Source organism: Myxococcales bacterium (genome assembly GCA_022184915.1).
In the GTDB taxonomy this organism is placed as follows: Bacteria; Myxococcota_A; Polyangia; order Fen-1088; family Fen-1088; genus JAGTJU01.
Map to the genome: position 1 here is coordinate 494,109 of JAGTJU010000005.1, position 23,540 is coordinate 517,648.

Genomic DNA, 23,540 nt, shown 5'->3' on the forward strand with positions numbered 1-23,540 from the left:
GGGGGCCCCATCGAAATTCTCGAAGCGTCGCGCGCTCATTTCGTATTGGGCAGGGCTGCCACAGCGACTCAAGCTTCTCCTGAGCTCGCCAATCACGGCTGAGCTTCAAAGGAGAGTGACCATGAACGTCTACGCGGATTCCAAGCGGTTGGCAGGCCTTTTGGGCATGGTCGTTGGCGCAGGCCTCGTGGCGTCTTGCGGGCATGCGGCGCCGAAGCCGCGCGCCACGGCCGCACGTTGCCCTGCGGCGTTACACGAAGCGGAGGTTCGGATTCGCCACGAGGCCGATGGTGTCATCGTTCGTATCGACGCGGCAGGAAGAGTCAGCCCCGCAAACCTGGCGATCAACGCCGACGCGCTGGTGGAAGCCCTGTCGAGGCACAGCGAAACCGTGCCCACGGTGTCGGCCGACGTGAGGCCTGCGCCCGGCCGCCGGGTCACCGTGTCCACGGATGCCCGGGGTGTCGAGCTGGCCTTCACCGCGGCGGATCCGTGGAGCGTCGAGGTGCTGCGGCGCCGCATCGACAAGCGCGTGAGCCAGTGGCAACGGGGGCAGTGCCCGATCTCCGATCGCATGCTCGAGACCAAAACGGTCTCGTCGAGCTAGCGCCCCTCGCCTGCCCCCACCCCACTCAGCCGCCGAGCGCCCCGGCGCGACGGCTGCCCCTGAGCGCAAACCAGATGAGGTAGGCGTAGCAAACGAGCGGCACCACGAACGAGACCTGCACGCCGTTGGCGTCGGCCATCACGCCTTGCAAGAGCGGGATGAGGGCGCCGCCCACGATCGCCATACACAAAAGACCCGAGCCCTTCGACGTCGCGCTGCCGAGGCCGTCGAGAGACAGCGTGAAGATCGTGGGGAACATGATGGAGTTGAAAAGCCCGATCGCCAGCACGCTCCACATCGCCACCGCCCCCGTGGTGTTCATGGTGAGGATGAGAAGCCCCAGCACCAGCGCCACGTGAAACGCGAGCACACGGGTCGGACGAAACATGCGCAGGGTGATGGCTCCGGCAAACCGCCCCACCATGGCACCGCCCCAGTAGTACGAAACGTAGTGAGCGCCTTGGGCCTCCGACAAGCCTGCGATCGCGGGCTCCTTGAGGTAGTTGACGAGGAAGCTTCCGATCGCCACCTCACCGCCTACATACGCGAAGATCGCCACCGCGCCCCAGATGAGGTGTTTGTGAGCCCCGAGCGCCGCATAACCGCCAGCGTCGGCATCGGTGGGGCCCGCATCGATGCGAGGCAGCTTGATCATCGCCATGAGCCCTCCCAGCACCAGGAGCGCCACGGCCAAACCCACGTAAGGCAACTGCACCGCCTGGGCCTCGGCCAGCCGGTAGGCCTCGGCTTCGGCCGGCGCGAGCGCCGCGATCTCCGTGGCGTTCTTCGCCGCATGCGAGAGAATGAACGCCGCGCCGAAAAACGGCGCCACCGTGGTGGCCAACGAGTTGAACGCCTGCGCGGTGGTCAGGCGCGCCGAGGCCGTTTGGGGCGGCCCCAAAACCGCCACGAAGGGGTTCGCCGACACCTGCAGGATGGTGATGCCCGAGGCCAAAATGAAGAGCGCCGCCAAAAAGGTTTCGTAGCTGCGGGAAGCCGCCGCCGGATAAAAGGCGAAGCAGCCGAGCGCGGCGGTGCCAAGCCCGATCACGATGCCCCGGTGGTAGCCCACCCGGCCCACGAGCCGCCCGGCGGGCAGGGACACGATGAAGTACGCCGCGAAGAACACGGTCTGAACGAGCATCGCCTTGGCGTAGCTCAGTGAAAAGGCCGCCTTGAAGTGCGGGATCAGGATGTCGTTGAGGCAGGTCAGAAAGCCCCACATGAAAAACAGTGAGGTCAGGACGGAAAGCGCAAACCGATTGTTGGTGGACGACGCCTGAGGCGATGCGTCTGCAACGGGAAGCGAAACGGGGACTCCGGCCATGGGGCTCTCTTTCGGTCGAGGGTGGGCGCCCGCGGCGCGCCACGGACCGCTGGAGTCTTTGGCAGGCCCCCTGTGGCGTCAAGCGGGAGGCCCGGCGGGTGCCCGCGAAGACGCAAAAGGATTTAGTGGCAGCTGGCGCCCGGAGGGCCGCCCGCGTGCAGCGCCCGCCAGACCAGGAAGCCAGCCGCAAACAGCGGCACCACCTTGCGCCCCCAGGCCTCGGCACGGGGCCAGCGGGAGAGCCACCCCGCCTGGGCCTGCACCGCCGCCAGGGCCGGCACGCCCCCCAGAGCAAACGCCACCATCATGACGAAGCCCCCCGCGAACGACCCTGCACCCAGGGCCGCGAGGTACCCGCCCCAGAGCACGCCACAGGGCAAAAGGGGCGTGGCCGCACCGGCGATGAGACGCCGCACGAGCGGCGAAAAACGTGCACCGCTTCGGTGCACCACGTGCGCAGCTTGCGCGAGGAACGCCGGTAGGCGCACCCGGCGGCCAAGGTCGAAAGCCGCCACCACGAGCCCCACCGCCATCAGCCAGGGCAAAACGGGCGCGATCCTTGCCGAGACGAAGCCTGCCGCCCCCCGCCCGAGCGCCCCCAACAACGCCCCCACGAGGCCATAGCCCAGCAAACGCCCGGCATTCCAGGCCACGGCGGCACGCACGCGGGAGGCGCGATCGAGGGTGGGCCCCCCGCACGCCAGGGGTCCGCACATGAGCGCGCAGTGCCCACTGGCGCCGAAGCCTGCCACCAGTGCAGCCCCCGCCGCGACGAACCAAAACGTGGCTGATTGAAGCACCGATTCACTCACGCTCGAGCGCCTCCTTCAATCGGCATGCCGTTCGCAAAGCCCCCGGCGAATGCCCGAGCGCCCTGTCGTCGTTCGCGAAAAGCCTGCACCCCATCCGTGTGCCCACTGCGGCACGCGGGTGCCCGAGGCTTGTGGCACGGCTGCCTACTGTTGCGCCGGGTGTGAGGCCGTGGCCGGATTGCTGCGCACCGAGAACCTGGAACGCTATTACGAGCTCGCGGGCCGCAAGACGCTGCCGATCGGCGCCGCCCCGGCAGCGGCCACGCATACGTGGCTCGAACCCCTGCTCGAACACGCAGAGGCATCGGCCGGCGACGTCTGCAGCCTCGAGCTCGACGTCCAGGGCATCCATTGCACGGGCTGCGTGTGGCTGATGAACGAGACCTTTCGCCGCCAGGCGGGCGCGGTCTCGGTCACCGTGAACCCCACGCTCGGCAAAGTCAGGATGCTCTGGCGCCGCGGGGGGCTCGACGTGGAACGCTGGCTCGCGCTCATCGAAGGGTTCGGCTACCGCTTCGGCCCCAGCCGCAAGACGGGCGCGGCCCTCACCCGCGGTCTGACGTTGCGGCTTGGCCTGTGCGTGGCGCTCACCATGAACGTGATGCTGCTCTCGATCAGCTTTTACTTTGGCCTCTCGCCCCGTGATGGACAGCTGTACGCGCTCTTCACGTACCTCTCGCTCGGCCTTTCGGCCGCCGTCGTGGGCATTGGGGGCTCGGTGTTCTTCCGCGCCGCTTGGCAAGGGCTTCGCCAGGGTGTGCTGCACCTGGATCTGCCCATCGCGCTCGGCATCGCGCTCGTGTTCGCCACCTCGACCGCGCAGGTGCTCTCGGGCCGCGGTGGCGACCTCACGTACTTTGATACCCTCAACACCTTCGTGACCTTGATGCTCTTCGGCCGATGGCTCCAGCAACGGGCCATCGAGCGCAACCGCGCGCTCTTGCTCGACGACGACGGCGCCGAGGGACTTTACGTCAGGCGCATCGAAGACCGCGGGCCCCGGCCCGTGCGCGCGCCGCGGGTGAACGCCGACGATCGTTTGCTCGTGGCCCCCGGCGAGGTGGTCCCCGTGGACGCCACGCTGGTCGACGCCCAGGCGGCGATCTCGCTCGACTGGATCAATGGCGAATCCGTGCCGCATACGATTCACGAGGGCCAGCTTGCCCCCGCGGGCTGCTTCAACGCCGGCCGTAGCGCGATGACCGTGAAAGCACGCACAGCCTTCGCCGATTCGCCCCTGGCCACGCTGTTGCGCGCGCCCGCCCCTGTGAATGCCATGCGGGCCCACGGGGCGCTGTGGGATCGCCTGGCGCGCCTGTGGTCGCTGGGGGTGCTGGGCCTCGCGGGCGGTGGGTATGCGTTGTGGTGGGGACTCGACCGGGGGCGCGCGCTCGACGTGGCCACGGCACTCTTGGTGGTGACGTGCCCCTGTGCCATTGGCATTGCGTTGCCCCTGGCGCGGGAGTTGGTTCACCTGCGGCTGCGGCGGGCGGGCTTCTTCGTGCGGGATCCTGCCCTCATGGATCGTTTGGTGGGCGTGCGAAAGCTGCTCTTCGACAAAACCGGCACGCTGACCTTGGGGCGTCTCGAGCTGGCCACGCCGGTCCCCGCCCTGTCCCCGGAGGCCAAGAACGCCGTCTTCACGCTGGCGGCCGGCAGCGGCCACCCCGTGGCGGGCTGCCTGGCCCGTCACTTCAGCGGCAACGGCGCCACCTGGCAGCCCACGTGGCGGGTGGACGAGGTTCCCGGCGAGGGCGTGCGCACGGCCGACGGGCTCTGGCGGCTTGGGCGTGCGCGCTTTGCGCTGGGGGCGCCGGAAGCGAGCGCCGAGGGCGCTACCGTACTGTCTCATCGAGGCGAAGAGGTGGCCCGCTTCGAGGTGACCGAGGTGTTGCGTGCCGATGCCGCCTCGAGCCTGGAACGGCTTCAGGAAGAGGGGTTTGCGGTGCACCTCCTTTCAGGAGACGCCCCTGCCCGCGTCACACGCATGGCCGAGCGGCTCGGGGTGCCACACACCCACGCCCTGGGCGGATTGAGTCCAGAGGACAAAGCCAAGGTCGTGGCCCGGCTCGACGCCGAAGACACGCTTTTCCTGGGTGATGGTGTCAACGACACCCATGCCTTCGATCGCGCAAGCGTTGCCGGCACCGTGGCTGTCGAACGTCCCATTTTGCCGGGAAAGTCGCACTTCTTCCTGCTGGGTGAAGGGCTCGATGGGCTTCGCTTGGCGCTTACGGAAGCGCGCCACCTGCGCGCCGTGACCCGCAAGGTGCTGGCACTCGCGCTGGCCTACAACGCCTTCGCCGTGACCGCGTGCCTCACGGGCGCCATGACGCCCCTGCGGGCCGCGATCAGCATGCCCGCGAGTTCTCTGGGGTTGTTGGGGTACACACTGTGGTCCCTGGGCGCACGGCGGCCGCGTGGGCGCACGCAGATCATGACGCCCGTGGAGGGGCTCACATGAACGTGATCGTTCTGCAGATCTTCGTGAGCTTGCTGCTGGTCGGCGGCTCGTTGGTCCTGTTCGTGCATAGCGTGCGGCAGCGCGACTTCGATCACGGCGATCGCCTCTCCCTCGCCCCCCTCGAAGACGACGTCTCAGCCGCAGCCGAACCGCCCCCCACCCCCCCTTCATCCCCTAGTGACCCACAGCCTTCCCGCACGAGCGGAAGTTCAAACGACACATAGAGACCACATGCAAACCCAGCGCATCGAGTACAACGACCAGGTCGTCCGACAGTTCATCTTCGCCTCGGTCGTGTTCGGCATCGTCGGCATGGCCGTGGGAGTTCTGGCCGCCATTCAGCTCGCGTGGTGGCAGGCCAACCTGAGCGTGCCCTACCTCACCTTCTCCCGCATCCGCCCGCTCCACACCAACGCGGTGATCTTTGCGTTCGTGGGCAACATGATGTTCGCAGGCGTGTACTACAGCACGCAGCGGCTGCTGAAGCAGCGCATGGCGAGCAATCTGCTGTCGAAGATCCATTTTTGGGGTTGGCAGCTCATCATCGTCGCCGCCGCGGTCACGCTGCCTCTCGGCATCAGCACGTCGAAGGAGTACGCCGAGCTCGAGTGGCCCATCGACATCGCCATCGCGCTCATCTGGGTGGTGTTTGCCATCAACTTCTTCTGGACCCTGGCCCGCCGCAACGAGAAGCACCTCTACGTGGCGATCTGGTTCTACATCGCCACGATCATCACGGTGGCCGTGCTGCACATCGTGAACAGCCTGGCTCTGCCACTGTCGCCGCTCAAGAGCTACTCGGTCTTCTCGGGCGTTCAGGACGCGCTGGTCCAGTGGTGGTACGGACACAACGCCGTGGCGTTCTTCCTGACCACGCCGATTCTCGGCATCATGTATTACTTCTTGCCGAAGGCAGCCGAACGCCCGGTTTACTCCTACCGGCTTTCGGTCATTCACTTCTGGGCTCTGGTGTTCATCTACATCTGGGCGGGCCCTCACCACCTATTGAACACCGCCCTGCCCAACTGGGCGCAGTCGCTGGGCATGGTGTTCTCCGTCATGCTCTGGGCCCCAAGCTGGGGGGGTATGTTGAATGGCCTTCTCACCCTCAAGGGTGCCTGGCAAAAACTGCGCGAAGACCCTGTTCTGAAGTTCTTTGCCGCCGGCGTGACCTTCTACGGCATGGCCACCTTCGAGGGGCCCCTGCTCTCCATCAAGTCTGTCTCGGCCTTGGCCCACTACACCGACTGGATCATCGGTCACGTACACTCGGGCGCCCTCGGTTGGAACGGCTTGATGGCGGCCGGCATGTTCTACTGGCTGGTCCCGCGGCTCTACGGCACGAAGCTGCGCTCGACCAAGGCGGCAGAGCTTCACTTCTGGCTCGCGACCATTGGCATCGTGCTCTACATGGTGTCGATGTGGATCTCCGGGGTCACCCAGGGCCTCATGTGGAAGGCCACCAACCCCGACGGAACCCTCGTGTATCCGGCGTTCGTGGAGACCCTGCTGGCGATTCGCCCGATGTACATCGTACGCGTCATCGGCGGCGCCATGTACCTCGTGGGCTTCGTGATGATGGCCTGGAATCTCTTGGCCACCGCCCGCGCGGGCAAGCCCGTCACCGTGTCCGTCGAGGTGGCCGTGCCCGAGGCCCAGCCGGCCGGCCCGGGCATTGGCGCCGTTTTGGCGGGACGCCCCCTGTGGTTCTCCCTGGTGGCGATCGGCGCGTTGGTGTTGTTGGGCCTCGCCCCCCCGATGAGGGCCGTGGTGATCATCGGGTTCATCCTGCTCCTGGGTGAGCTGGCCTGGATCCTCGCCCGCCGCGACAAGGAGAAGGGAAAAACGTCCTGGTTCGACGTCATCGAGCACAGGCCGCTGTCGTTCACGGTGCTCACCCTGGTGGCCATCCTCATCGGAGGCGTGGCCGAGCTCTTGCCCACCATCCTCATCAAACAGGCCGTGCCGGCACATGCCGACAAGGCGCAGCAACCCTACACCGCCCTCGAACTGCAGGGACGTGACATCTACGTTCGGGAAGGCTGCTACACCTGCCACTCGCAGATGGTCCGGCCACTCATCGGCGACACGGCGCGATTCGGTGAGTACTCAAAGCCCGAAGAGTTCGTGTACGACCACCCCTTCCAGTGGGGCAGCAAGCGGACAGGGCCGGACCTGCACCGCCTGGGCGGTCGCTACCCGAACCTGTGGCACTACAGCCACCTCGTGGACCCGCGCTCGACGAGCCCGGGCTCCAACATGCCCTCGTATGCCTGGCTCGAGACCGGGCGCATCGACGCCAAAATCGCTCCGAAAAAACTTCAGGTCATGCAGAAGCTGGGCGTGCCGTACACGAACGAGCAGATCGATGGCGCCGAACTTCACCAAAAAGCCCAGGCCGAGGCCGTGGTCACCGATCTCGCAGGCCAGGGCGTAACGCTGGCCTGGGACTCGGAGCTCGTGGCGATGATCGCCTATCTGCAGCGACTTGGCCGTGAGGAAGGTGTCAAGGTGCTGCCAAGCGGTGCCTCGGTCACGCTCGCCCCCCCCCAAGGAGGTCGCTGATGTACCGGCAGTTCTACCAGGGCATGAGCTTTGCCGACCTTCCCCTCCTGGCGTTGCTGCTCTTCTTTTCGACCTTCGTGGCCGTGATCTTGCGCGTGACCTTGTTCCGAAAGCGCAACGACTTCGACCACGTGGCCCGTTTGCCCCTCGACGAGGGCGCCTGCCCCGTATCACCCCCCCATGGAGACTGAAGCGATGAGCGCCAAAGAGGCCGCTGACAAGCCCCCCGTGCACCACATCTTCGACGACATCGAAGAACAGGACAACCACCTGCCCAATTGGTGGCTCACCATCTTGTACGGCAGCATCGTCTTCGCCTTCGCCTACTGGTTCGTCTACGAGACCACGCAGGCCGCTCCGGGCCCGCTGGCGTCCTACCAACAGGACATGGCCGAGATCGCGAAGAAGCGCGCCGCCTCAGGCCCCGTGAACGATGAGACCCTTGCGGTGCTTGCCAAAGACGACAGCACCGTGACCGAAGGCAAGCGGACCTTTCAGCAAATGTGCGCCCCCTGTCACGGGCCGGCGGGCGGCGGCAACGCAGGCCCCAACCTCACGGACAAAAGCTGGATTCACGGCGCCAAACCCCTCGAGATTCATGCCTCGATCACGAAGGGCTTTCCCGATAAGGGCATGCCCGCATGGGGCGCCATGCTGGGTGACGCGCGGGTGAAGTCGCTCACCGCGTTCGTCCTGTCGCTCAAGAACACGAACGTGCCCGGCGGCAAAGCGCCTCAAGGCGAGATCATCGAATGAAGTCGCTCCCGGTCTTGTCGGATCCAGCCAAAGCGCCGGGGCCGCTGCCTTCGGTGCTCCGGCCGGACGGCAAGCGGGAGCCCATTTTCCCCCTGGACGTCAAGGGGCGCTTCATCCGTTGGCGACGGGTGACCTTCGCGCTCCTGATCGCGGTTTACCTCGCGGCGCCGCTCGTGCCCGTGGGCGGGCACCCTGCGATCCACCTCGACATCGACGCCCGCAAATTCTACCTCCTGGGCGGCACCTTCAATGCCCAGGATTTCTGGATCGTCCTCTTGCTCGCCACCTCGATCGTGTTCGGCTTGCTCTTCGTCACGGCATGGCGAGGGCGCCTGTGGTGCGGCTGGGCCTGCCCGCAGACCGTGTTCCTCGAGGGGGTGTTCCGCCCCATCGAGCGCCTCATCGACGGCCCCCGCAGCCGACGCTTGAAGATGCTGACCGCCCCCTGGTCGATTGGGCGGGCTCTACGGGCCCTGCTCAAACACACCCTCTACCTGCTGGCGGCCGCCGCGGTGGCACACGTGGGCCTTGCGTTGTTCCTGTCCGCGTCCGATCTGCTCACCCTGGTGCGCGAGGGCCCCGCCGCCGCGCCGGTGGCCTTCGCCTGGGCGCTGGCCATCACGGGCTTGCTCTACTTCAACTTCGCCTGGTTCCGCGAGCAGTTCTGCGTGGTGCTTTGCCCCTACGGCCGCATGCAATCGGTGCTGCACGACAAGGACTCGATCGTCATCGGCTACGACGCCGCCCGCGGCGAACCCCGCGGACCGCTGCGTAAGGACGGCGCCGGCAACACGCAAGGTCACTGTGTGGACTGCAAGAAGTGCATTCACGTCTGCCCCACGGCCATCGACATCCGCAACGGCCTACAGATGGAGTGCCTGGCCTGCGCCCAGTGCATCGACGTCTGCGACGAGGTCATGGAAAAGGTGGGGCGCCCCAAGGGCCTCATTCGCTTCGCCTCGCTCAACGAACTGGCCGGAGGCAAGCGCCGGGTTCTCAGGCCGCGCCTCGTGCTCTATGCCGCGCTGTTCATCTTGTGCTTCGGGGGCTTCACGGCCGCGGTGGCGGGCCGCACACCCTTCGAGGCCAACGTGCTGAGGCCGCCCGGCGTGCCCTGGGTGCTCGAGGGCGATCGGGTGCGCAATCAGGTCGAAGTGCACCTCGTCAACAAGCACTCCACCCGCGCCGCTTTCACCCTGCGCGCAGAGAGCCCCATCCCCACAGACGTTCAGCTCGGCGCAGCCCACGTCGAACTCGATTCGCTCGCAGGCACCCGGATCCCGCTGGTGCTTTCGTTCGCGCGCAAGGATCTCGCGCCGGGCACGGACGTGGTCATCACCATCGAAGACATCCTCAGCGGCCAGACCCGTACCCGCACGCTGCGCCTCCTGGCTCCTGGCATCCGCTGACGCCTTCGCCCGGCCCTCGCCTTCGCCCCCCCGGAGCGTTCGGCCTAGAGCACCGGGACGGTCAGGCAGTCGAGCGAAGTCTCGATGCGAAAGCTAGACAAGTGGGTCTGGCGCTCGGCATGGAAAACGTCGATGGGATAGGACTTTCCTTTCTCGATGCCGAGCTTGCTGGCGAGGGCGTCGAAGTCGATAGTGTCGCTCTCCGGGGGATGGATGCCGCCGAGGTCCAGCGCAAGCCGGCCGTTGACGAACACCCATACATCGTCGTCTCCCGTGAAGGTGAACTCTTCACCACCCCGGTACGTGAAGCCGCCCCGGATCTCGGTGGTGAAATGAAAGTTGTTCTCCCTGCCCTGGTTGCCAAACCCCTTCCCGTCGGCCGGAAAAAAGTCGCTGGATTCGTATACGAAGACGCCCGGTTTGGTCTCCGTGAGCGGAAGCGCAACCTCGAGGCGCATGTTGACGCCCTCGACGTCCTGATACCACTGCGAAAAGCTCTGGTCGCTCGTGGTGCTCAACGAGGCGCGATCGGAGCGCTCAGGCCTGCGGCCCGGCCCCAATACGGCTTTCACGAAGCCACGATTGGAGCCATTCCCTGCAAAGTCGAGGTTCTCGAAATCGGGGTGGGTGTCGCGAAAGTCACGAATGATCGCAGTGATCTCGTCGCAGCTCCCCTGGGGCGCGGGATCCTGCGAGGGAGCGAGCGCGTCAGGAAACGCGATCTCGAAGCCGCCTCCGGTCCCGGGGCCGGAGCTCGAGCCCCCGCCTCCCGAAGGCGCGGCGCCCCCGCCTCCCGAAGGCGCGGCGCCCCCGTCGGCTGTCGTGGGCGGGCTACCAAACTCGGGGCCGCAGGCGCAGAGGAGGAGGACCAGGGCTTCGACCGTGCACAAACGAGAGGTGGCCATACCCGTGTCTGTGGCCCCTGCGCTTCAATCCTGACAGCCTTGATCCTGGTCACACTGACAAACCAACGGCGCGGCCCGCTCCTCAGCCGAAGGGCGCCTGCGCCGCCTTTGCCACCTCGCTCCCGAAGCCCAGCGCCTCGAAACAGTTCTGGAGCCCCCCCGTCGGGGGCGCGACGATCTGCAGCGTCACCCCCGAGAGGGGATGCACGAACCGGAGCGCCAGAGCATGCAGCGCCAGGCGGTCGAGCCCGAAGGCCTCCTTGAAGTAGCGATTGTGCGCGCTCTTACCATAGTTCGCGTCGCCGATGAGCGGGCACGACAGGTGCTTGAGATGGCGCCGCACCTGGTGGAAGCGCCCCGTGTGCGGCAGGGCTTTGACCAGGGCATAGCGCTGCCAGGTGCCCAAACACTGTACCTCCGTACGGGCGGGCACCCGTTCACCGCCCTCCGTCTTCGGCACCGGATGATCCACCAACACCTGGGCAGGCGGGTGGCCCCGGACCAACGCCAGGTAGCACTTGGCGACGCGCCCCTCCGCGAACGCAGCGCCCAACACCCGGGCTGCTTCGGCATGCCGGGCGAAGAGCAGCACACCGCTCGTGCCCCGATCCAAACGATGAAGGGGGTGAAGCTTCTGCCCGATGTGTGCCTCGACCTGCGCGAGCACGCCGCCGTCATCCTGGGCCCACCCTGGGTGCACCACCACGCCGCTCGGCTTGTCCACGATCACGAGCGCTTCGTCTTCATGAAGCACCCGCAGCGCCTGCGGCGCGTTCATGAGGAGAGGCCCCGCTGCGCGTTTTCGCGACGACCGTCTGCGCAGATCCTTCGTGCTGCGGCGCCCTCGCGTGCAGCCTCTGCGCAGCGGCCACCACGCACGCAGCCCCCTGGCCGCGCGAAAAAGCACATCCATCGCGACCTTTTCCTTCCCTCTCCCACGTTGCGCTTACGGCACGACTTCTGCACACCAGGCGTCCGAAAACCGGCGGCCCTGCCCCTGGCGGACCGAGCCCCAAGACAGAGGAGCGTGCCATGGACCTTCACACCACCTACATGGGCCTGGAGCTGCAAAGCCCCGTCTTGCTCGCCGCCTGTCCGATCTCGGACGACGTGGGCATGGTGAGCCGCTGTGTCGACGCAGGCGCCGGGGCCGTGGTCATGCGTTCCCTCTTCGAGGAGCAGATCGACAACGAGCTGCGCCCGCACGCGAACGCGCACAACCCCGAAGATCCCCACGACCTGCAGTTCTCTTCCACCGTGAACCGTTACCTGGAACAGGTGAGCCGCCTCAAGGATGCCCTGGACGTGCCCGTCATCGGCTCGATCAACGGCACCACCCTTGGTGGCTGGGTGCGCTTCGCCGAGATGATTCAACGTGCCGGCGCCGATGCGCTCGAGCTGAACGTCTACTACCTCGCGACGGATCCGGACGAGGACCCGCGCGCCGTCGAGCAACGCTACCTGGATCTGCTGAGTGCCATGCGCATCCGGGTCACGATCCCGCTGTCCATCAAGCTGTCGCCCTTCTTTTCGGCCCCCGTGTACATGGCCAAACGCCTGGTCAGCGCCGGGGCGGACAGCCTGGTGCTGTTCAACCGCTTTTACCAGCCGGATATCGATTTGGGTCGGCAGCGCGTGAGCTCCTTGATCCAGCTTTCCACCTCGAGCTCGCTGAATCTGCGCCTGCGTTGGCTGGCCGCCATCTTTGGCAAAACCAAGGCTGACCTCGCCTGCACGGGCGGAGTTCACACGGGTATCGATGCCCTCAAGGCGATCTCGGCAGGGGCGTCCGTGGTGCAGATGGCTTCGGCCGTGCTGCAGCGAGGCTCCGAGGCCATCGTGGACGTCACGGACGGCATGAGAACGTGGATGCGTGAGCACGACCTCGACAACCTCGACGAGTTCCGCGGCAGCATGAGCATCACCCGCTGCAAAGATCCGGCGGGCCTCTACCGCGCTAATTATTTGCGGGCCCTGCACGACTGGCAGGCCATCGATCCCCTTTGAAACGGCACGCGCCCGGCAAAGCGTCGGGCGCGCGGCCGTATCGGGGAGCGAAGGTGGGCTTACTGGCCGGCCTTGCCGAAGTAGGCCTTCGAGCCCTTCGGGTCAGCCTTCATGCCGTCTTTGCCGGGCTTCCAGTCGGCCGGGCACACGTCGCCGTGCTCGGCGTGAAAGCGCAGGGCCTGAATCACGCGCAGCGCCTCGTCGACCGAGCGGCCGATGGGCAGGTCGTTGATGGTGCTGTGGCGCAGCTTGCCTTCGGGGTCGATCACGAACAGGCCGCGCAGCGCCACGCCGGCATCAGCGCCGTCCTCGATGAGCACGTCGTAAGCGCGGGACACTTCCTTGGTCACGTCGGCGAGCAAGGGGATCTTCACGCCCTGGATGCCGCCCTCCTTGCGCGTCGTGTTCCACCACGCCAGGTGCGAAAACACGCTGTCGATCGAGGCACCCACCACCTCGGCGCCGAGCTTCTGGAACTCATCGGACCGGTCGGAGAAAGCCAGGATCTCCGTGGGGCACACGAAGGTGAAGTCGAGCGGGTAGAAAAACAGCACCAGGTACTTGCCCTTGTAGTCGGCGAGCGAGACCGTGCGGAACTCTCCGTTTTGCATGGCCTGGCAAGAAAAGGCAGGGGCCGGGTGTTGAACCTTGGCGGTCATGAAGCAATCTCCTGGAAAAGGGGTTGTCGTAGCTGAGCCAGCTTGGATGCCGGGCGCGCGAAAAACGTTCGCAGCCCTCCGCAAGGTAGCATCTGGGCGCCGGGGACTCCATGCCCCTTGGGTTTCGGCCCGGGAACCGAATCGGCCCTTGCTTCCTGGCCAAGCAGCCCCGATACAATCGCGCCCCACATGGATATGGCCGTTTCCCGCCGCCCGAGCGCCCGCAACCTTCTCGTAACGCGCCCCGGGGCTTGTTTCACCTGCCACGCCGATGGCTCCTGCTGCACCAGCATCCACCTCCTGGGCCCCGTGAGCCGCCGGGAGATGGTGCCCGTACAGCGCCTCCGGAAAAACGCCTTCACCTACGATAGCTCCGTGCGCGGATACGTGTTTTCCTACAAAAAGGACGGCACGTGCGTGTTCCTGCGCAAGGACAACCTGTGCGGCGTGCACGCCAAGGTGGGCCTCGAGGACAAACCCGCCACCTGCCGCAAGTTCCCCTATTCCCTGGTGGCCACCCCGGATGGCCGCCGGGTGGTCACCGCCCACCGCTGCTCCTGCCGCACCATGGGCGAGCGCGCCCCCCTTGATCCCAGCACCGTGGAAAGCGAGATCCGCATCGAGGGCGAGCCGCTCCGCTCCGAGCGCAGCGTTCTCGGCCGCATCCCGCTGGCGCCGCGCCAGAACGTGGGCTTCGAGACCTGGAAGCAGACCGAAACGGAGCTGCTCACCCGCCTGGCCAAGCTGGAGAACCCCTGGACGGTGTTGCGGGGCAAGCCCTTCCCCAAGCTGAAAAAGCGGCAGTGGGCCGACGTGGCCGAGGACTTTCACGATCAATACGACGATTCGTCCTTCGAGATCGCCAAGGCCTGGTTCGGCGACGCCATCTTGCACGTGGTGGAGGGTGAAAAGTTCCCCGATCGGGCCCGTCCCTGGGCGCGCTTTTACGACGGCGCCGAAAAGCGCGCCACGCTCCTGCGCAAGCCCCGCGAGATGCTGAACGACTGGGCGGCCGACGCCATCTGGTCGTTCGACTGGATGGACTGGGGCACCTTCGCCCGGGCCCGCCACGAGCTGGCCACGCGGCTCGCCGTGGCCGACGCGATCGGAAGACATCTCAAAAAGCGCGGCGTGCGCGCCGATCGCGCCTACGCCGAAGCGCTGCTGGTCATCGAGCTCGTGGGCATCACCGAGCACTGGGACGAAGTGGTGCCGCTCATGCCCAACAAGTGAGCGGCAACGCCTCCGTGCGGCTCCACCGTGCTTGCACGCACGCCGCGCGCGGGTCATACGCACCTCGCGCGGCGTGAGAGCCGCCGCTGGTCATGTCCGCTCCTGGAAGCCTTTCCGCCACACCTGCGAGGTTTCCGCCCCTGTTGGCGGGGCGGTTCCGGCTTCGCGAACGGGTGGGACAGGGCAGTCTGGCGGAGGTGTGGCGGGCAGACGAGGTGGCGACGGCGCGGCACGTGGCGCTGAAGATCCTGCACGTCAACCTGCGTGACAACCACGAGCTTTGCAGCCGGTTCCGGCGCGAGTTCCTGGTCACGTCCCGGATCGACAGCCCCCACGTCGTCCGCTCTTACGAACTTGTCGAGGCGGAGGGTGAGATCTTCCTGGTCATGCCCTTCGTGGCGGGCACGGACCTCGAGCGGTTCATTCACGATCACGGGCCGCTCGACGAACCGCAACTGCTGACGCTGGCCACGCATATGTGTGAGGCGCTGAAGGCCGCCCACGCGGCGGGGGTCATTCACCGAGATCTCAAGCCGCAGAACGTGCTGGTCGAGCGGCACGCAACGGGGCTGTGTTTTCTGCTGACGGATTTCGGGCTGGCGAAAACGATGGAGGCGCTGGGCCTGACCACGGCGAACGCCGTGCTGGGTACGCCAGCGTACATGGCGCCCGAGGTCGTGCTGGACGGGCACGCGGATCCCCGCAGCGACCTGTACAGCCTGGGGGCCCTGCTGTACGAGGCGGCGACGGGCCACCCCCCGTTTTCGGGCGATTCGCCTTATGCGGTTTTTCACCAACAGGTCTCGGCGGCGGTCGTGCCGCTACGCGAACGAGGCGTGAGGCTCTCAGCGTCGGCCGAGTCTGCGATTCTGCGGGCGCTAGAAAAAGATCCGCTGGACAGGTACGCGGATGCGGCGTCGATGGCGGCGGCCATCACGGATCGAGCGCCGGTCGAAAACGCCGCGGGCGTGGCCGTCCGAACCCAGTTGGACCCTGCGACGTGCCCCGCTTGTGGCGGTGTGTGGTTGCAGGCCGTGGGCCTCTGCCCCGCGTGTGGACACGAGGCGCTCGGCGTCTCCGAAAAGCGCGGTCGGGTGACGGTCATGCTGACGGGCCCGGGCAAACGCGGCAGCCGTCTGACCACGGAGGCTCACGTGCAGCTGGCGCGTGTCCTGAAAAAAGCCGCCGTTCCGGGCTTGTGGCGCAAGCAACGAAGCCTCCCCCGGTGGCCGGTCGTGGTCGCCAAGTGGCTCGACGATCACGACGCCAAGGTGCTGGTGAAGGCGCTGAGCAACGTGGGCTTCAGGGTGCGCCTGGTGACAAAGCCGGCTTGGCTGACGGCGGAGGGGTGGGGGCTGGCGAGTCAGCAGGCTCTGAAGGTGCTGGGAATCTGTTCTTTTTCGGTGACACAGATGCTTTGGTTCTTCATCGAAAACGTGGCCCTCCTGGGCGCCGCGGGGGCCGTCGTCGTGGGAAGCAGCGTCGCCGCGGGGGCTCGATCGTTGCGGCCCCACATCGGTCCTGTCGAGGTGGACGGCAGAGCACTCCCGATAGCCCTCGGCCGTCGCTTGGTGAAACTCTCGCGGGTGCACGAGCGACATGCGGCCGCGCGCCTCCTTCAGATGGTCGGGTGGCTGGCAGCGCAGAATCAACAGGAACTATCGGACCTGCTTTGCCAGCGGGCGCTCGACGTGACGTCGATTCTCGCGACCCTGGACGAAGCCGACGCGCGTTGGGCCGATACGAACGCGCGCGCCGATGAGGCGCTGGTGGCCCTTCGGGAGGGCGAGCGCGTGCGCGTCGTGGCAACGGCAGACCTGCTGCGTTTGCTGGCAGCCGCGGACGCGGTGGCCTCCCGTCTGACGGTGGCCAAGGCCCGGGGGCAAGACCTGACATCGTCCGAGCAGGTCAAAGACGCCTGGAAGGTGCTCGAGGTTCACCTCGAGGCACAGCAAGAGGTGCGCCACCTCCTGGAGGGCACGTGGAAGGAAGCCTGATTGGCGGCCGATACCAGGTCGAACGGCGCCTGGGTGCCGGGGGTGTTGCACAGGTCTTTCGCGCGCATGACGTTCAGACGAATGCGGTGGTGGCGGTGAAGTCTTTGCTGCCGCAGCACGCGGCGGACACGCTTCTGCACTCGCGGTTCCTGCGTGAGGGCACCTTGGGCCTGGCACATCCAAACATCCTGCCGGTGTGGGATCGAGGCGAACAGGACGGGCTTCCCTATTTCGTCACGCCGCTGGCAGAGGGGGGCGATCTCCAGGGGCTGCTCGCTGCCCCGCGTGTTCAGCCCTCGTGCGGACTTGCGCGGGTGGTCGGGGCAGCGCTGGCCAGCGCACTGGCACACGCGCACGCGGCCAGGGTGCTCCATGGCGATCTGAAACCCAACAACGTGCTGCTCAAACGCAACGGTGGCGAGGTGGTGGATCCGGAAGATCTCTGGCTGGCAGATTTTGGCTCTGCGCGCACCGCCGCCCTGGCGACCATGACAGGCGCCTCCCTCCAGTGGGGGTCCGCCGCGTATCTCGCGCCCGAGTGTCTCCAAGGGCAGCGCCCGGAGCCGCGCAGCGATTTGTTCTCCCTGGGCGTGATCCTGTACCAGCTCATGACCGGGCATTTGCCCTGGAAGACCGAGGCGCCCCTCGGCCGCCTGCGGCAGCCCTCGCCCGAGCCCTTCGACGTGGATGACGAGCGACTCGAGAGCCTGGTCATGGCACTCCTTTCGTGGGACGCGGCAGATAGGCCCAGCAGCGCCATCGAGGTCCTGCGCTGTCTCGAGGGCGAACGTTCCCTGCAACGCCCGGTCGTACGGGGCGTATGCCAGCGTTGCGGCGCTTCGCAACCCGCCGACGTTCCGGTCTGCGTTGCGTGCGGGCACGAGGACCTCCCGGGCATCATCCTGACCGGCGGCCGATGGCACGTCATCCTGCGCAGGCTGGACTCCGACCCAGAGCGCCTCGAACGCTTACACGCACTCATCAGCCGGTTCAGTGGCCAGGACCGCGTCAGCCTGTTGCTTCTCGAAGAAGGCAAGGGGCGCGAGGACGACCATCGGGTGGGGACGCTTGCCCGTTCGATGCGGCTGCCGGCGGCGCTGTTTGCGTCCCTGAACAAGCCTGTCGCGTGTTCCATCGCGGAGGCGTTTCGCGCGGAGGGCTTCGACGTCGTCGCCCGCCGTCCGGTCTTTCCCTCTCGGCCCGTGGCCGCAGGTGTGTGCGTGCCGCTTGGCATGTCCGTGTGGCTCTTGTTTGCCAACATCAGGGTGCCGACTTGGCCCACGTGGATATCACCCGGAGTGATTGGGATTGGTGTGTTGCTCGCGGCCGTCTGGCGGCCGAAGGCGCGGTGGCTGTGGGCACCCAAGTCTCCGCTGTTCATGCTCCGCCGCACCGGGGTTCTCCGTCCCAGCCTTGTCTTCGCCTTCGAGCGGCTGCGGAGCGTGAGGAACCTGATGTCTTCGGACGCTACGAAACGATTGCTCGACGATCTAGGCGCGGCGATTTATCGGCTGGGCGCGCGCGCCCACGCCGATGATGTGGCGCGGGAGGTCGGCCGCACGTTCGACTCGTGGGTCGAGGGGACGCTGTCCTGGCTCGAAGCGCTCGGTCCTCGCCTGGCAGAGGTCGAGGCGCAGCTCGAGGCCACCCGAGAGGCGGACATTGCCCGTGCACACGGCAAGGCCAAGCGGCGTTTGTCGACCGCTTCGGAAGGAGAAAAGGCTGCCCTGACGGCGGCGCTCGTCGAATGGGAGTCGACGCTTTCCAAGCGTCACGATCTGGAGCACGAGCGCGAGCGCCTGACGGCCGAGCTCTACCGCGTGCTCGACGGAACCAGAGCCGCGGAAGGCACTTAACCGAACTCGAAGCGGGTCCTTACTTCAGAACCGCCCGACCAAAGCCAAGCAGACGCCCGATGAAGCGAGAACCGGCAGGACCGCCAGTTGCGCCTGATGGCTCAACGTGCCCACAGAATCGACAAATCGAAATCGATGGCCTCGAAAGGTTGACAAGCTCGGCGACGAGATGCTCTGGAACTTTGCGCAGATCATCGTAGGTTGCGCGGCGCTTCACAGCTCGAGGAAGTGGCATCGTTCGTCCTCGAATGATACCCGCACCCCAGCCCTCTTGCCCGCCGCTGCACAGCGCCATCGTTCGCCGAGAATGCTGAAGCCGGGCCCCCGGAGCCTCGTGTTGACGCGGCTCGCAACCTGGCTATCCTCGCCACGCGCAGATCTCGGGCCCCTGGCGGACCGGATCAGTGCGACGCGACATCCCTCGAACAAAAGGATTCCTCATGAAGTCGGTTTCTCTGTTGGTGGCCGCAGTCGGTTTGGCGGCGGGTCTCTCGCGCACGCCCATCATGGGCAAGCCTTATGGCGCAGGCTTGGCTTACTCCGATGTGCAGTTCAACGAGCGCACCGAAGGTGAAAACTCCGTGGGCATGAAGCGCGGAGAGTCCTGCGCCAAGTCGATTTTGGGCCTCGTGGCCACGGGTGACGCCTCGGTGGCCACCGCCGCGCAAGCCGCGGGCATCACCAAGGTGGCCTCGGTCGATGGCCACCACACGAACATCCTCGGCATCTTCAGCACGTACTGCGTGATCGTGACCGGCGAGTGATGAGCCTCCGCAAACCGACCGCGGCCATAAGAACACTAATGGCCGCGGTTTGGCTTGCGGCCCTGCCCTTGCGAAGCGCCGGGGCCGAGAGCTCGAGCCAAGCGCAGGAAGCGCCTCAGGGAAACCCGGCTCCCGAGATCCCTGACACGGTCGAGCTGAAGGGAGGCGGGTTCATTCGGGGCCTCGTCATCGAATACCTCCCCGGTGAGCGCCTGGTGATTCGCACGGCCGAGGGGAAACTGCGTGAGCTGCCCCTCACAGAGGTCATCCACGTGGAGCGTGGCGGAAAGGCGGAGGCGCCCCCACAGGCCCCCGGCACGAGTGGCGCCCGCCCGTCGCTCGATGACGCTCTTTCCAGAATCGACGGACCGCGGCTCACACTGAGAGTCGAGGCCGACCGCCGCGCATCGCTGGAGCGGCGCATCGTTACGGCCGCCGCAACGGGCGCCGAAGACCGCGTGGCATTTCACATCGTTTGCCAGACGCCCTGCCAGGTGTCCCTGCCCACCAAGGACGCGGAGCTCTACCGCGTGGGGGCCCCGATGGCCCAGCCCACACCCTGGTTTTCACTGCCTTCCGACGACGCCCAGGTGCAAGCCACGCTCGTTCATCACTCTTACTCCCTTTGGCCCCGAGGCCTGTTCAACTCAGGGCTTGTGTTTGGTGGACTCGGCGCCACATTTTGGGGCCTCCACGCGGCCGAGGTGGCCTCGGAGTGGGCATCCACGACGGGCATCGTGTTGGCCCTTGTCGGCGCCACGTCGATTCTGGCGTCCGGCGTCGTTTGGGCCGTGCGGCCCGCATCGCAGGTGCATATCACGCCTCTGCGCTGAGCGGCGCGCGCTCGGCCACTCGCTTCACCGTTCCGCATGTGCACCGTGCGGAAGAGGACGGGACCCCGCCTTTGTGGCACGAGGGCCGAACGTTCGCAGCCTACTTGTATTTGACGCCGCAACCGTAGGCCTGCGTCTGGGCGACCTTCACCGGCTCTCCCGTCGTCACCGCCGTCAGGGCTGCGTCCACGTAGTTGTCGGCTTTGGCAAGGTCGGCCTCGTCCGTCGATGCGATGCTGTCGATGGCGCCGGCGTACACCAAGTTGCCCTGGGCATCGATCACGAACATGTGCGGGGTGGCCGTGGCGCCATAGAGCTTGCCAAGCTCGCCTTTGTCGTCGACGACCAAGGCCGTCCCAGCCCAGCCCACCGCCTTGGCCGTTTTGTTGGTGGACTTCGTGTCCTCGAATCCCTCTTTGCCCCGTGCCCCCGAGTTGACGGACAGCCATACGACGCCCTTGTCCGTCCACCGTTTCTGGAGCTTCTGCATGTTTTTCGACTCGTAGTGCTTCCGTACGAACGGGCAGCCGTGATTGAACCACTCGAGCACGACCGTCTTGCCTTTGAAATCGGCCAGGGCATATACCTTTCCGTTGGTGTCCTTGATCTTGAACGCGGGAGCCTTTGCACCCACGGAAGGTGCGGCGAACGCCGGCTCAGCGAGCGCCACGAGCGCCAGTGCCAAAGCGGGGTTCAACAAGCGAGCGATGGTTGTCATGAGAGCCTCCTCCTGTGATGCGGCGGGACCCGAACCGCAGACCGTTCGGGTGACAGTGCCGAGCGCGTCGAGTCCGATCCCTCGGTCTGCACCGAGAGCAAAGTGGCTGGCGCCGCGCCGGTACCGGGAGGATAGATCACTTGCAGCGGGACGCCCACGCATCCACGGCAGCCGCATTCAGGGGCTTAGCTGGGCCAACGGCTTTCCGAGCGCATGCGGGCGCGTGCTCGGAGGGTGTCATCTTCCCGGCCCGAGGGGAACGCAGGGCACTACAGCCCGGGTGCGTCGATTCCCCCTGGGCCGACAGGGGCGCAATCGTTCTTTCCCACCTCCGTGTCCCGAACGTCCAGACCGTGAACGCCGCGGATGATGACGTTTCCGAGTGGGCCCAAATCGCCCTCGGCAACCCAGGCCACGAGTTCGTCCGACCGCTTCTCGAAGGTGAGGGTTCCGATGAGAGGCGTCCAGGGCAAGAGCGCGCCGGACTTCGTACCCACGTGCACCTTGAGGTGAGCCAGTCTCTCGCCGCTCGGCTCCGTGGCCTCTCGCGCAGCCCTGAATGTCTCAAAGTCTTCGTGGGGAATGGGTAGAGCGCCAGCCGCAGTGCCTCCGGCCTGTGCGAGATCGATCTGTACGACCAGATCTCCCTCGTGGGGAAGTCTGAGTTCGGTATCACTCAGACCAACCTTTGCCTGGGCGAGCAAGGATTTGTACGACAGTGTGGCTTTGGCGACGGCCCTCGTTTGGGCATCGCACTCGACCTTCCACTGATGGGTGTAGGTACCGGTCAAGAAAGCCTTCGCGTGAGGGAAGGTTCTGGGCACGAGCGTTTCAAACCCACACAACTCCACCGTCTCTCTCCCCTCCGCCACGCCGAGGCAGGTCGGTTCAGACCTCTCCTGGGCGCCCGCGGTGACGGTTTCCTCTTGGGTGCCGCAGCCGCCGAAGACGCCGAAGCTCAGGATCAGGGGGAAAACCTTATGACTGTAACGATGCGGGCGCTTCACGGTGACCTCCTTGTTCGATACCGGCTCCGGATTTCGTTTCGGCGCTGGTCTCAGCAAATCTCAGGCCACTGCGGGGTCGCGGCCAGTCCCTCGGCGCGACCGGTGCCAAGTGGTCACGAACACACGAGTTGCATGGGAATTTTCGTTCCGTACCGCTGCCCGAAACCTCGCTCGGTGTTTCAGCCTTGGTGAAATCCTGATGGGCGGGGAACGCTCCACTCAGATTTCCGCGGGCAAGGGGACAGCGACCCGTAGGGCCTCGGCAGACCTGAGCTCGTCCGGTATGTAAACCGGTTCGCTGGGTGAGATCGCAAAGAACGGCCGAAAGAATCACTCGAGCCCAACGCCACCGTTCCGGGTGCCTGGGAAGAATGGTGCCTCCAGCGAAAGTCGCTCGTCACCGCGACAGAGTCCGGGAAGCTCTTCGCTCGATGGCTGTCGTCTGCCATCTGTAAAGTCCACAACGAGCGCTTCTCGGGCCACACGGGAAAATGCCCAGGGCCCGGGGGTCTGTCTGCCGGGGCTCGGTGAGCAACCTCAGCCTCCGAAGCGCGCTTCGAGTACGGCGGCGATCAAGAATCGGATCTGGCCATCATGTGCCCTGAGGGTCTCGGCAAGGAGTTTGGCCTTGTCCGAGATGCCTTCGGCCGATGCTTGTTCGGGTGCGTGCGAGTACTCGAGCCAGCGTTGGGCGTAGCAGGCCTGCGTCTCGATGTGTCTCGAAAGGAGCTGTCCGAGTTCGCCGAGGCTCGCGAAGGGCAACTTACCTTCGAGGTTATCGGCTGGGGGCGCGAATTCACCGGTGTAGGAATAGCGGAGAACACCGCTCGCATCGAAGGCTTGGCCGTAGATGTCTGTGGGCGCAAGACGCCCCACGACGTCGAACTGGTCGAGAGCAAAGCCGGCGCCATCAAGGTCATCGTGGCAAGAAGTGCAGATGACGCCGTCCAGCAGCCGCTCGTACAGGTGCCGGTAGCTTTCACCTGGCAACGGCCCGGAGATCTCGACTCGGTACGGCTCCGGCGGACCGGCCGGATGCAACGGATATCCTGTACACATGAACTCTTTGACGAGCCACGCACCGCGTGCAGAGGGTGAAAGTGTCGCTCGCCCCTGGAGCGCGATCACGCCAGGCTCCGCGAGGATGCCCGCCGCGTACGAGGCCAAACTGCTTGGCCCTTGATCGGGGGTGCTGTGCCAGGCAGACGACAGCGCCAATGGACGAGGTGAGGTCCAAAGGCGCTGAAAGTTGCGGTCTCCGCGCAGAGTGACGTCGACGAGAAAGTCGAGCGCAGCGCGAGACATCAACGCGAGGCGATCCGCGTCGTAGTCGGGAAAGAGGCTTTTGTCTTTTTCGGGGTATACGTCGAGCCCCAGCCACTTTCGATAGAACGAGCCGACCCCCAAGACGGCCCGGTTGTTCTCGAGCATGTGAAGGGCCGCGCAGTAAAGGTCGCCGGAGGTCTCTATGACCGGCAGGTACGTTTCTATCGCCACGGTGGCGAGCTCGATCTTTTTGGCATTTTCCTGCTCTGGAGCGGTCCAGAGCAGGAATGCGACGTTCTCCATCGCCATGAGAGCATTGATACCTCCAAGCGGATTGCCCTGCCCCCAGCGCTCG

The 23,540-nt window shown here is 66.0% G+C and carries 21 protein-coding genes; 13 read left to right on the forward strand and 8 right to left on the reverse strand.

Annotated features, from left to right (window positions below; all coding sequences use genetic code 11):
- Positions 1-121 precede the first annotated feature (121 nt).
- Positions 122-607: a hypothetical protein gene (locus KA712_20575; protein MCG5055367.1), complete on the forward strand. Its 486-nt coding sequence runs from the start codon at positions 122-124 to the stop codon at positions 605-607.
- A gap of 25 nt (positions 608-632) precedes the next feature.
- Here KA712_20575 and KA712_20580 read toward each other — a convergent pair whose 3' ends face one another.
- Together KA712_20580 and KA712_20585 are read right to left on the reverse strand one after the other, a co-directional pair.
- A complete protein-coding gene (locus KA712_20580) occupies positions 633-1,934 on the reverse strand; it encodes a sugar MFS transporter (GenBank protein ID MCG5055368.1) in 1,302 nt (433 codons plus the stop codon).
- 122 nt (positions 1,935-2,056) lie between these two features.
- A complete protein-coding gene (locus KA712_20585; protein MCG5055369.1) occupies positions 2,057-2,746 on the reverse strand; it encodes a sulfite exporter TauE/SafE family protein in 690 nt (229 codons plus the stop codon).
- 49 nt (positions 2,747-2,795) lie between these two features.
- Between KA712_20585 and KA712_20590 the strand changes: the two genes are divergently transcribed.
- From KA712_20590 to ccoG, 6 genes are read left to right on the forward strand one after another with little or no spacing between them, the layout of a single operon-like run.
- A complete protein-coding gene (locus tag KA712_20590; GenBank protein ID MCG5055370.1) occupies positions 2,796-5,210 on the forward strand; it encodes an HAD family hydrolase in 2,415 nt (804 codons plus the stop codon).
- A complete protein-coding gene (gene ccoS, locus KA712_20595) occupies positions 5,207-5,434 on the forward strand; it encodes a cbb3-type cytochrome oxidase assembly protein CcoS (protein ID MCG5055371.1) in 228 nt (75 codons plus the stop codon). Before KA712_20590 ends, ccoS begins: the two co-directional genes overlap by 4 nt.
- A 7-nt stretch (positions 5,435-5,441) precedes the next feature.
- Positions 5,442-7,775: a cytochrome-c oxidase, cbb3-type subunit I gene (ccoN, locus tag KA712_20600; protein MCG5055372.1), complete on the forward strand. Its 2,334-nt coding sequence runs from the start codon at positions 5,442-5,444 to the stop codon at positions 7,773-7,775.
- A complete protein-coding gene (locus KA712_20605) occupies positions 7,775-7,966 on the forward strand; it encodes a CcoQ/FixQ family Cbb3-type cytochrome c oxidase assembly chaperone (GenBank protein ID MCG5055373.1) in 192 nt (63 codons plus the stop codon). The genes ccoN and KA712_20605 overlap by 1 nt, the downstream gene beginning before the upstream one ends.
- A gap of 4 nt (positions 7,967-7,970) precedes the next feature.
- Positions 7,971-8,531, forward strand: a complete 561-nt coding sequence (locus tag KA712_20610) for a c-type cytochrome (protein MCG5055374.1) — start codon at positions 7,971-7,973, stop codon at positions 8,529-8,531.
- The gene (gene ccoG, locus KA712_20615; protein ID MCG5055375.1) at positions 8,528-9,940 is read left to right on the forward strand and encodes a cytochrome c oxidase accessory protein CcoG; all 1,413 of its coding nucleotides are present in this window, start codon (positions 8,528-8,530) and stop codon (positions 9,938-9,940) included. Before KA712_20610 ends, ccoG begins: the two co-directional genes overlap by 4 nt.
- 44 nt (positions 9,941-9,984) lie before the next feature.
- On the opposite strand, the gene KA712_20620 is transcribed toward ccoG, so the two are convergent.
- Together KA712_20620 and KA712_20625 are read right to left on the reverse strand one after the other, a co-directional pair.
- Positions 9,985-10,845 (reverse strand): fibro-slime domain-containing protein, encoded by an 861-nt coding sequence (locus tag KA712_20620; protein ID MCG5055376.1) that lies wholly within the window; start codon positions 10,843-10,845, stop codon positions 9,985-9,987.
- 82 nt (positions 10,846-10,927) lie between these two features.
- Complete coding sequence (locus tag KA712_20625; protein ID MCG5055377.1) at positions 10,928-11,623, reverse strand: pseudouridylate synthase; 696 nt, start codon at positions 11,621-11,623, stop codon at positions 10,928-10,930.
- A gap of 254 nt (positions 11,624-11,877) precedes the next feature.
- Here KA712_20625 and KA712_20630 point away from each other — a divergent pair, with 254 nt between their 5' ends.
- Complete coding sequence (locus KA712_20630; protein MCG5055378.1) at positions 11,878-12,852, forward strand: dihydroorotate dehydrogenase-like protein; 975 nt, start codon at positions 11,878-11,880, stop codon at positions 12,850-12,852.
- Positions 12,853-12,911: 59 nt separating this feature from the next.
- Here KA712_20630 and KA712_20635 read toward each other — a convergent pair whose 3' ends face one another.
- A complete protein-coding gene (locus KA712_20635; GenBank protein ID MCG5055379.1) occupies positions 12,912-13,511 on the reverse strand; it encodes a peroxiredoxin in 600 nt (199 codons plus the stop codon).
- 189 nt (positions 13,512-13,700) lie between these two features.
- Between KA712_20635 and KA712_20640 the strand changes: the two genes are divergently transcribed.
- The 5 genes from KA712_20640 (at position 13,701) to KA712_20660 (ending at position 20,194) form a co-directional block, all read left to right on the forward strand.
- A complete protein-coding gene (locus KA712_20640; protein MCG5055380.1) occupies positions 13,701-14,744 on the forward strand; it encodes a YkgJ family cysteine cluster protein in 1,044 nt (347 codons plus the stop codon).
- Between the two features lie 92 nt (positions 14,745-14,836).
- A complete protein-coding gene (locus tag KA712_20645; GenBank protein MCG5055381.1) occupies positions 14,837-16,741 on the forward strand; it encodes a serine/threonine protein kinase in 1,905 nt (634 codons plus the stop codon).
- The gene (locus KA712_20650) at positions 16,726-18,597 is read left to right on the forward strand and encodes a serine/threonine protein kinase (GenBank protein ID MCG5055382.1); all 1,872 of its coding nucleotides are present in this window, start codon (positions 16,726-16,728) and stop codon (positions 18,595-18,597) included. The genes KA712_20645 and KA712_20650 overlap by 16 nt, the downstream gene beginning before the upstream one ends.
- Positions 18,598-19,037: 440 nt before the next feature.
- Positions 19,038-19,361 (forward strand): TRL-like family protein, encoded by a 324-nt coding sequence (locus tag KA712_20655; protein MCG5055383.1) that lies wholly within the window; start codon positions 19,038-19,040, stop codon positions 19,359-19,361.
- 38 nt (positions 19,362-19,399) lie between these two features.
- Positions 19,400-20,194, forward strand: a complete 795-nt coding sequence (locus KA712_20660) for a hypothetical protein (GenBank protein MCG5055384.1) — start codon at positions 19,400-19,402, stop codon at positions 20,192-20,194.
- 100 nt (positions 20,195-20,294) lie between these two features.
- Here KA712_20660 and KA712_20665 read toward each other — a convergent pair whose 3' ends face one another.
- The 3 genes from KA712_20665 to KA712_20675 form a co-directional block, all read right to left on the reverse strand.
- Positions 20,295-20,912, reverse strand: coding sequence for a redoxin domain-containing protein (locus KA712_20665; protein ID MCG5055385.1), 618 nt, complete (start codon positions 20,910-20,912; stop codon positions 20,295-20,297).
- A 269-nt stretch (positions 20,913-21,181) separates the two neighbouring features.
- Entirely contained in the window at positions 21,182-21,919 is a 738-nt protein-coding gene (locus tag KA712_20670; GenBank protein ID MCG5055386.1) for a hypothetical protein, read from the reverse strand.
- Positions 21,920-22,456: 537 nt separating this feature from the next.
- Positions 22,457-23,494, reverse strand: a complete 1,038-nt coding sequence (locus KA712_20675; protein ID MCG5055387.1) for a DUF1588 domain-containing protein — start codon at positions 23,492-23,494, stop codon at positions 22,457-22,459.
- Between the last annotated feature and the right edge of the window lie 46 nt (positions 23,495-23,540).

Bases quoted from the DNA above. Each gene is read 5' to 3' on its own strand.
- KA712_20575 (MCG5055367.1), top strand. From the start codon at position 122: ATGAACGTCTACGCGGATTCCAAGCGGTTGGCAGGCCTTTTGGGCATG.
- KA712_20580 (MCG5055368.1), bottom strand. From the start codon at position 1,934: ATGGCCGGAGTCCCCGTTTCGCTTCCCGTTGCAGACGCATCGCCTCAG.
- KA712_20590 (MCG5055370.1), top strand. From the start codon at position 2,796: ATGCCCGAGCGCCCTGTCGTCGTTCGCGAAAAGCCTGCACCCCATCCG.
- ccoS (MCG5055371.1), top strand. From the start codon at position 5,207: ATGAACGTGATCGTTCTGCAGATCTTCGTGAGCTTGCTGCTGGTCGGC.
- ccoN (MCG5055372.1), top strand. From the start codon at position 5,442: ATGCAAACCCAGCGCATCGAGTACAACGACCAGGTCGTCCGACAGTTC.
- KA712_20605 (MCG5055373.1), top strand. From the start codon at position 7,775: ATGTACCGGCAGTTCTACCAGGGCATGAGCTTTGCCGACCTTCCCCTC.
- KA712_20610 (MCG5055374.1), top strand. From the start codon at position 7,971: ATGAGCGCCAAAGAGGCCGCTGACAAGCCCCCCGTGCACCACATCTTC.
- ccoG (MCG5055375.1), top strand. From the start codon at position 8,528: ATGAAGTCGCTCCCGGTCTTGTCGGATCCAGCCAAAGCGCCGGGGCCG.
- KA712_20620 (MCG5055376.1), bottom strand. From the start codon at position 10,845: ATGGCCACCTCTCGTTTGTGCACGGTCGAAGCCCTGGTCCTCCTCCTC.
- KA712_20625 (MCG5055377.1), bottom strand. From the start codon at position 11,623: ATGAACGCGCCGCAGGCGCTGCGGGTGCTTCATGAAGACGAAGCGCTC.
- KA712_20630 (MCG5055378.1), top strand. From the start codon at position 11,878: ATGGACCTTCACACCACCTACATGGGCCTGGAGCTGCAAAGCCCCGTC.
- KA712_20635 (MCG5055379.1), bottom strand. From the start codon at position 13,511: ATGACCGCCAAGGTTCAACACCCGGCCCCTGCCTTTTCTTGCCAGGCC.
- KA712_20640 (MCG5055380.1), top strand. From the start codon at position 13,701: ATGGATATGGCCGTTTCCCGCCGCCCGAGCGCCCGCAACCTTCTCGTA.
- KA712_20645 (MCG5055381.1), top strand. From the start codon at position 14,837: ATGTCCGCTCCTGGAAGCCTTTCCGCCACACCTGCGAGGTTTCCGCCC.
- KA712_20655 (MCG5055383.1), top strand. From the start codon at position 19,038: ATGAAGTCGGTTTCTCTGTTGGTGGCCGCAGTCGGTTTGGCGGCGGGT.
- KA712_20660 (MCG5055384.1), top strand. From the start codon at position 19,400: ATGGCCGCGGTTTGGCTTGCGGCCCTGCCCTTGCGAAGCGCCGGGGCC.
- KA712_20665 (MCG5055385.1), bottom strand. From the start codon at position 20,912: ATGACAACCATCGCTCGCTTGTTGAACCCCGCTTTGGCACTGGCGCTC.
- KA712_20675 (MCG5055387.1), bottom strand. From the start codon at position 23,494: ATGGCGATGGAGAACGTCGCATTCCTGCTCTGGACCGCTCCAGAGCAG.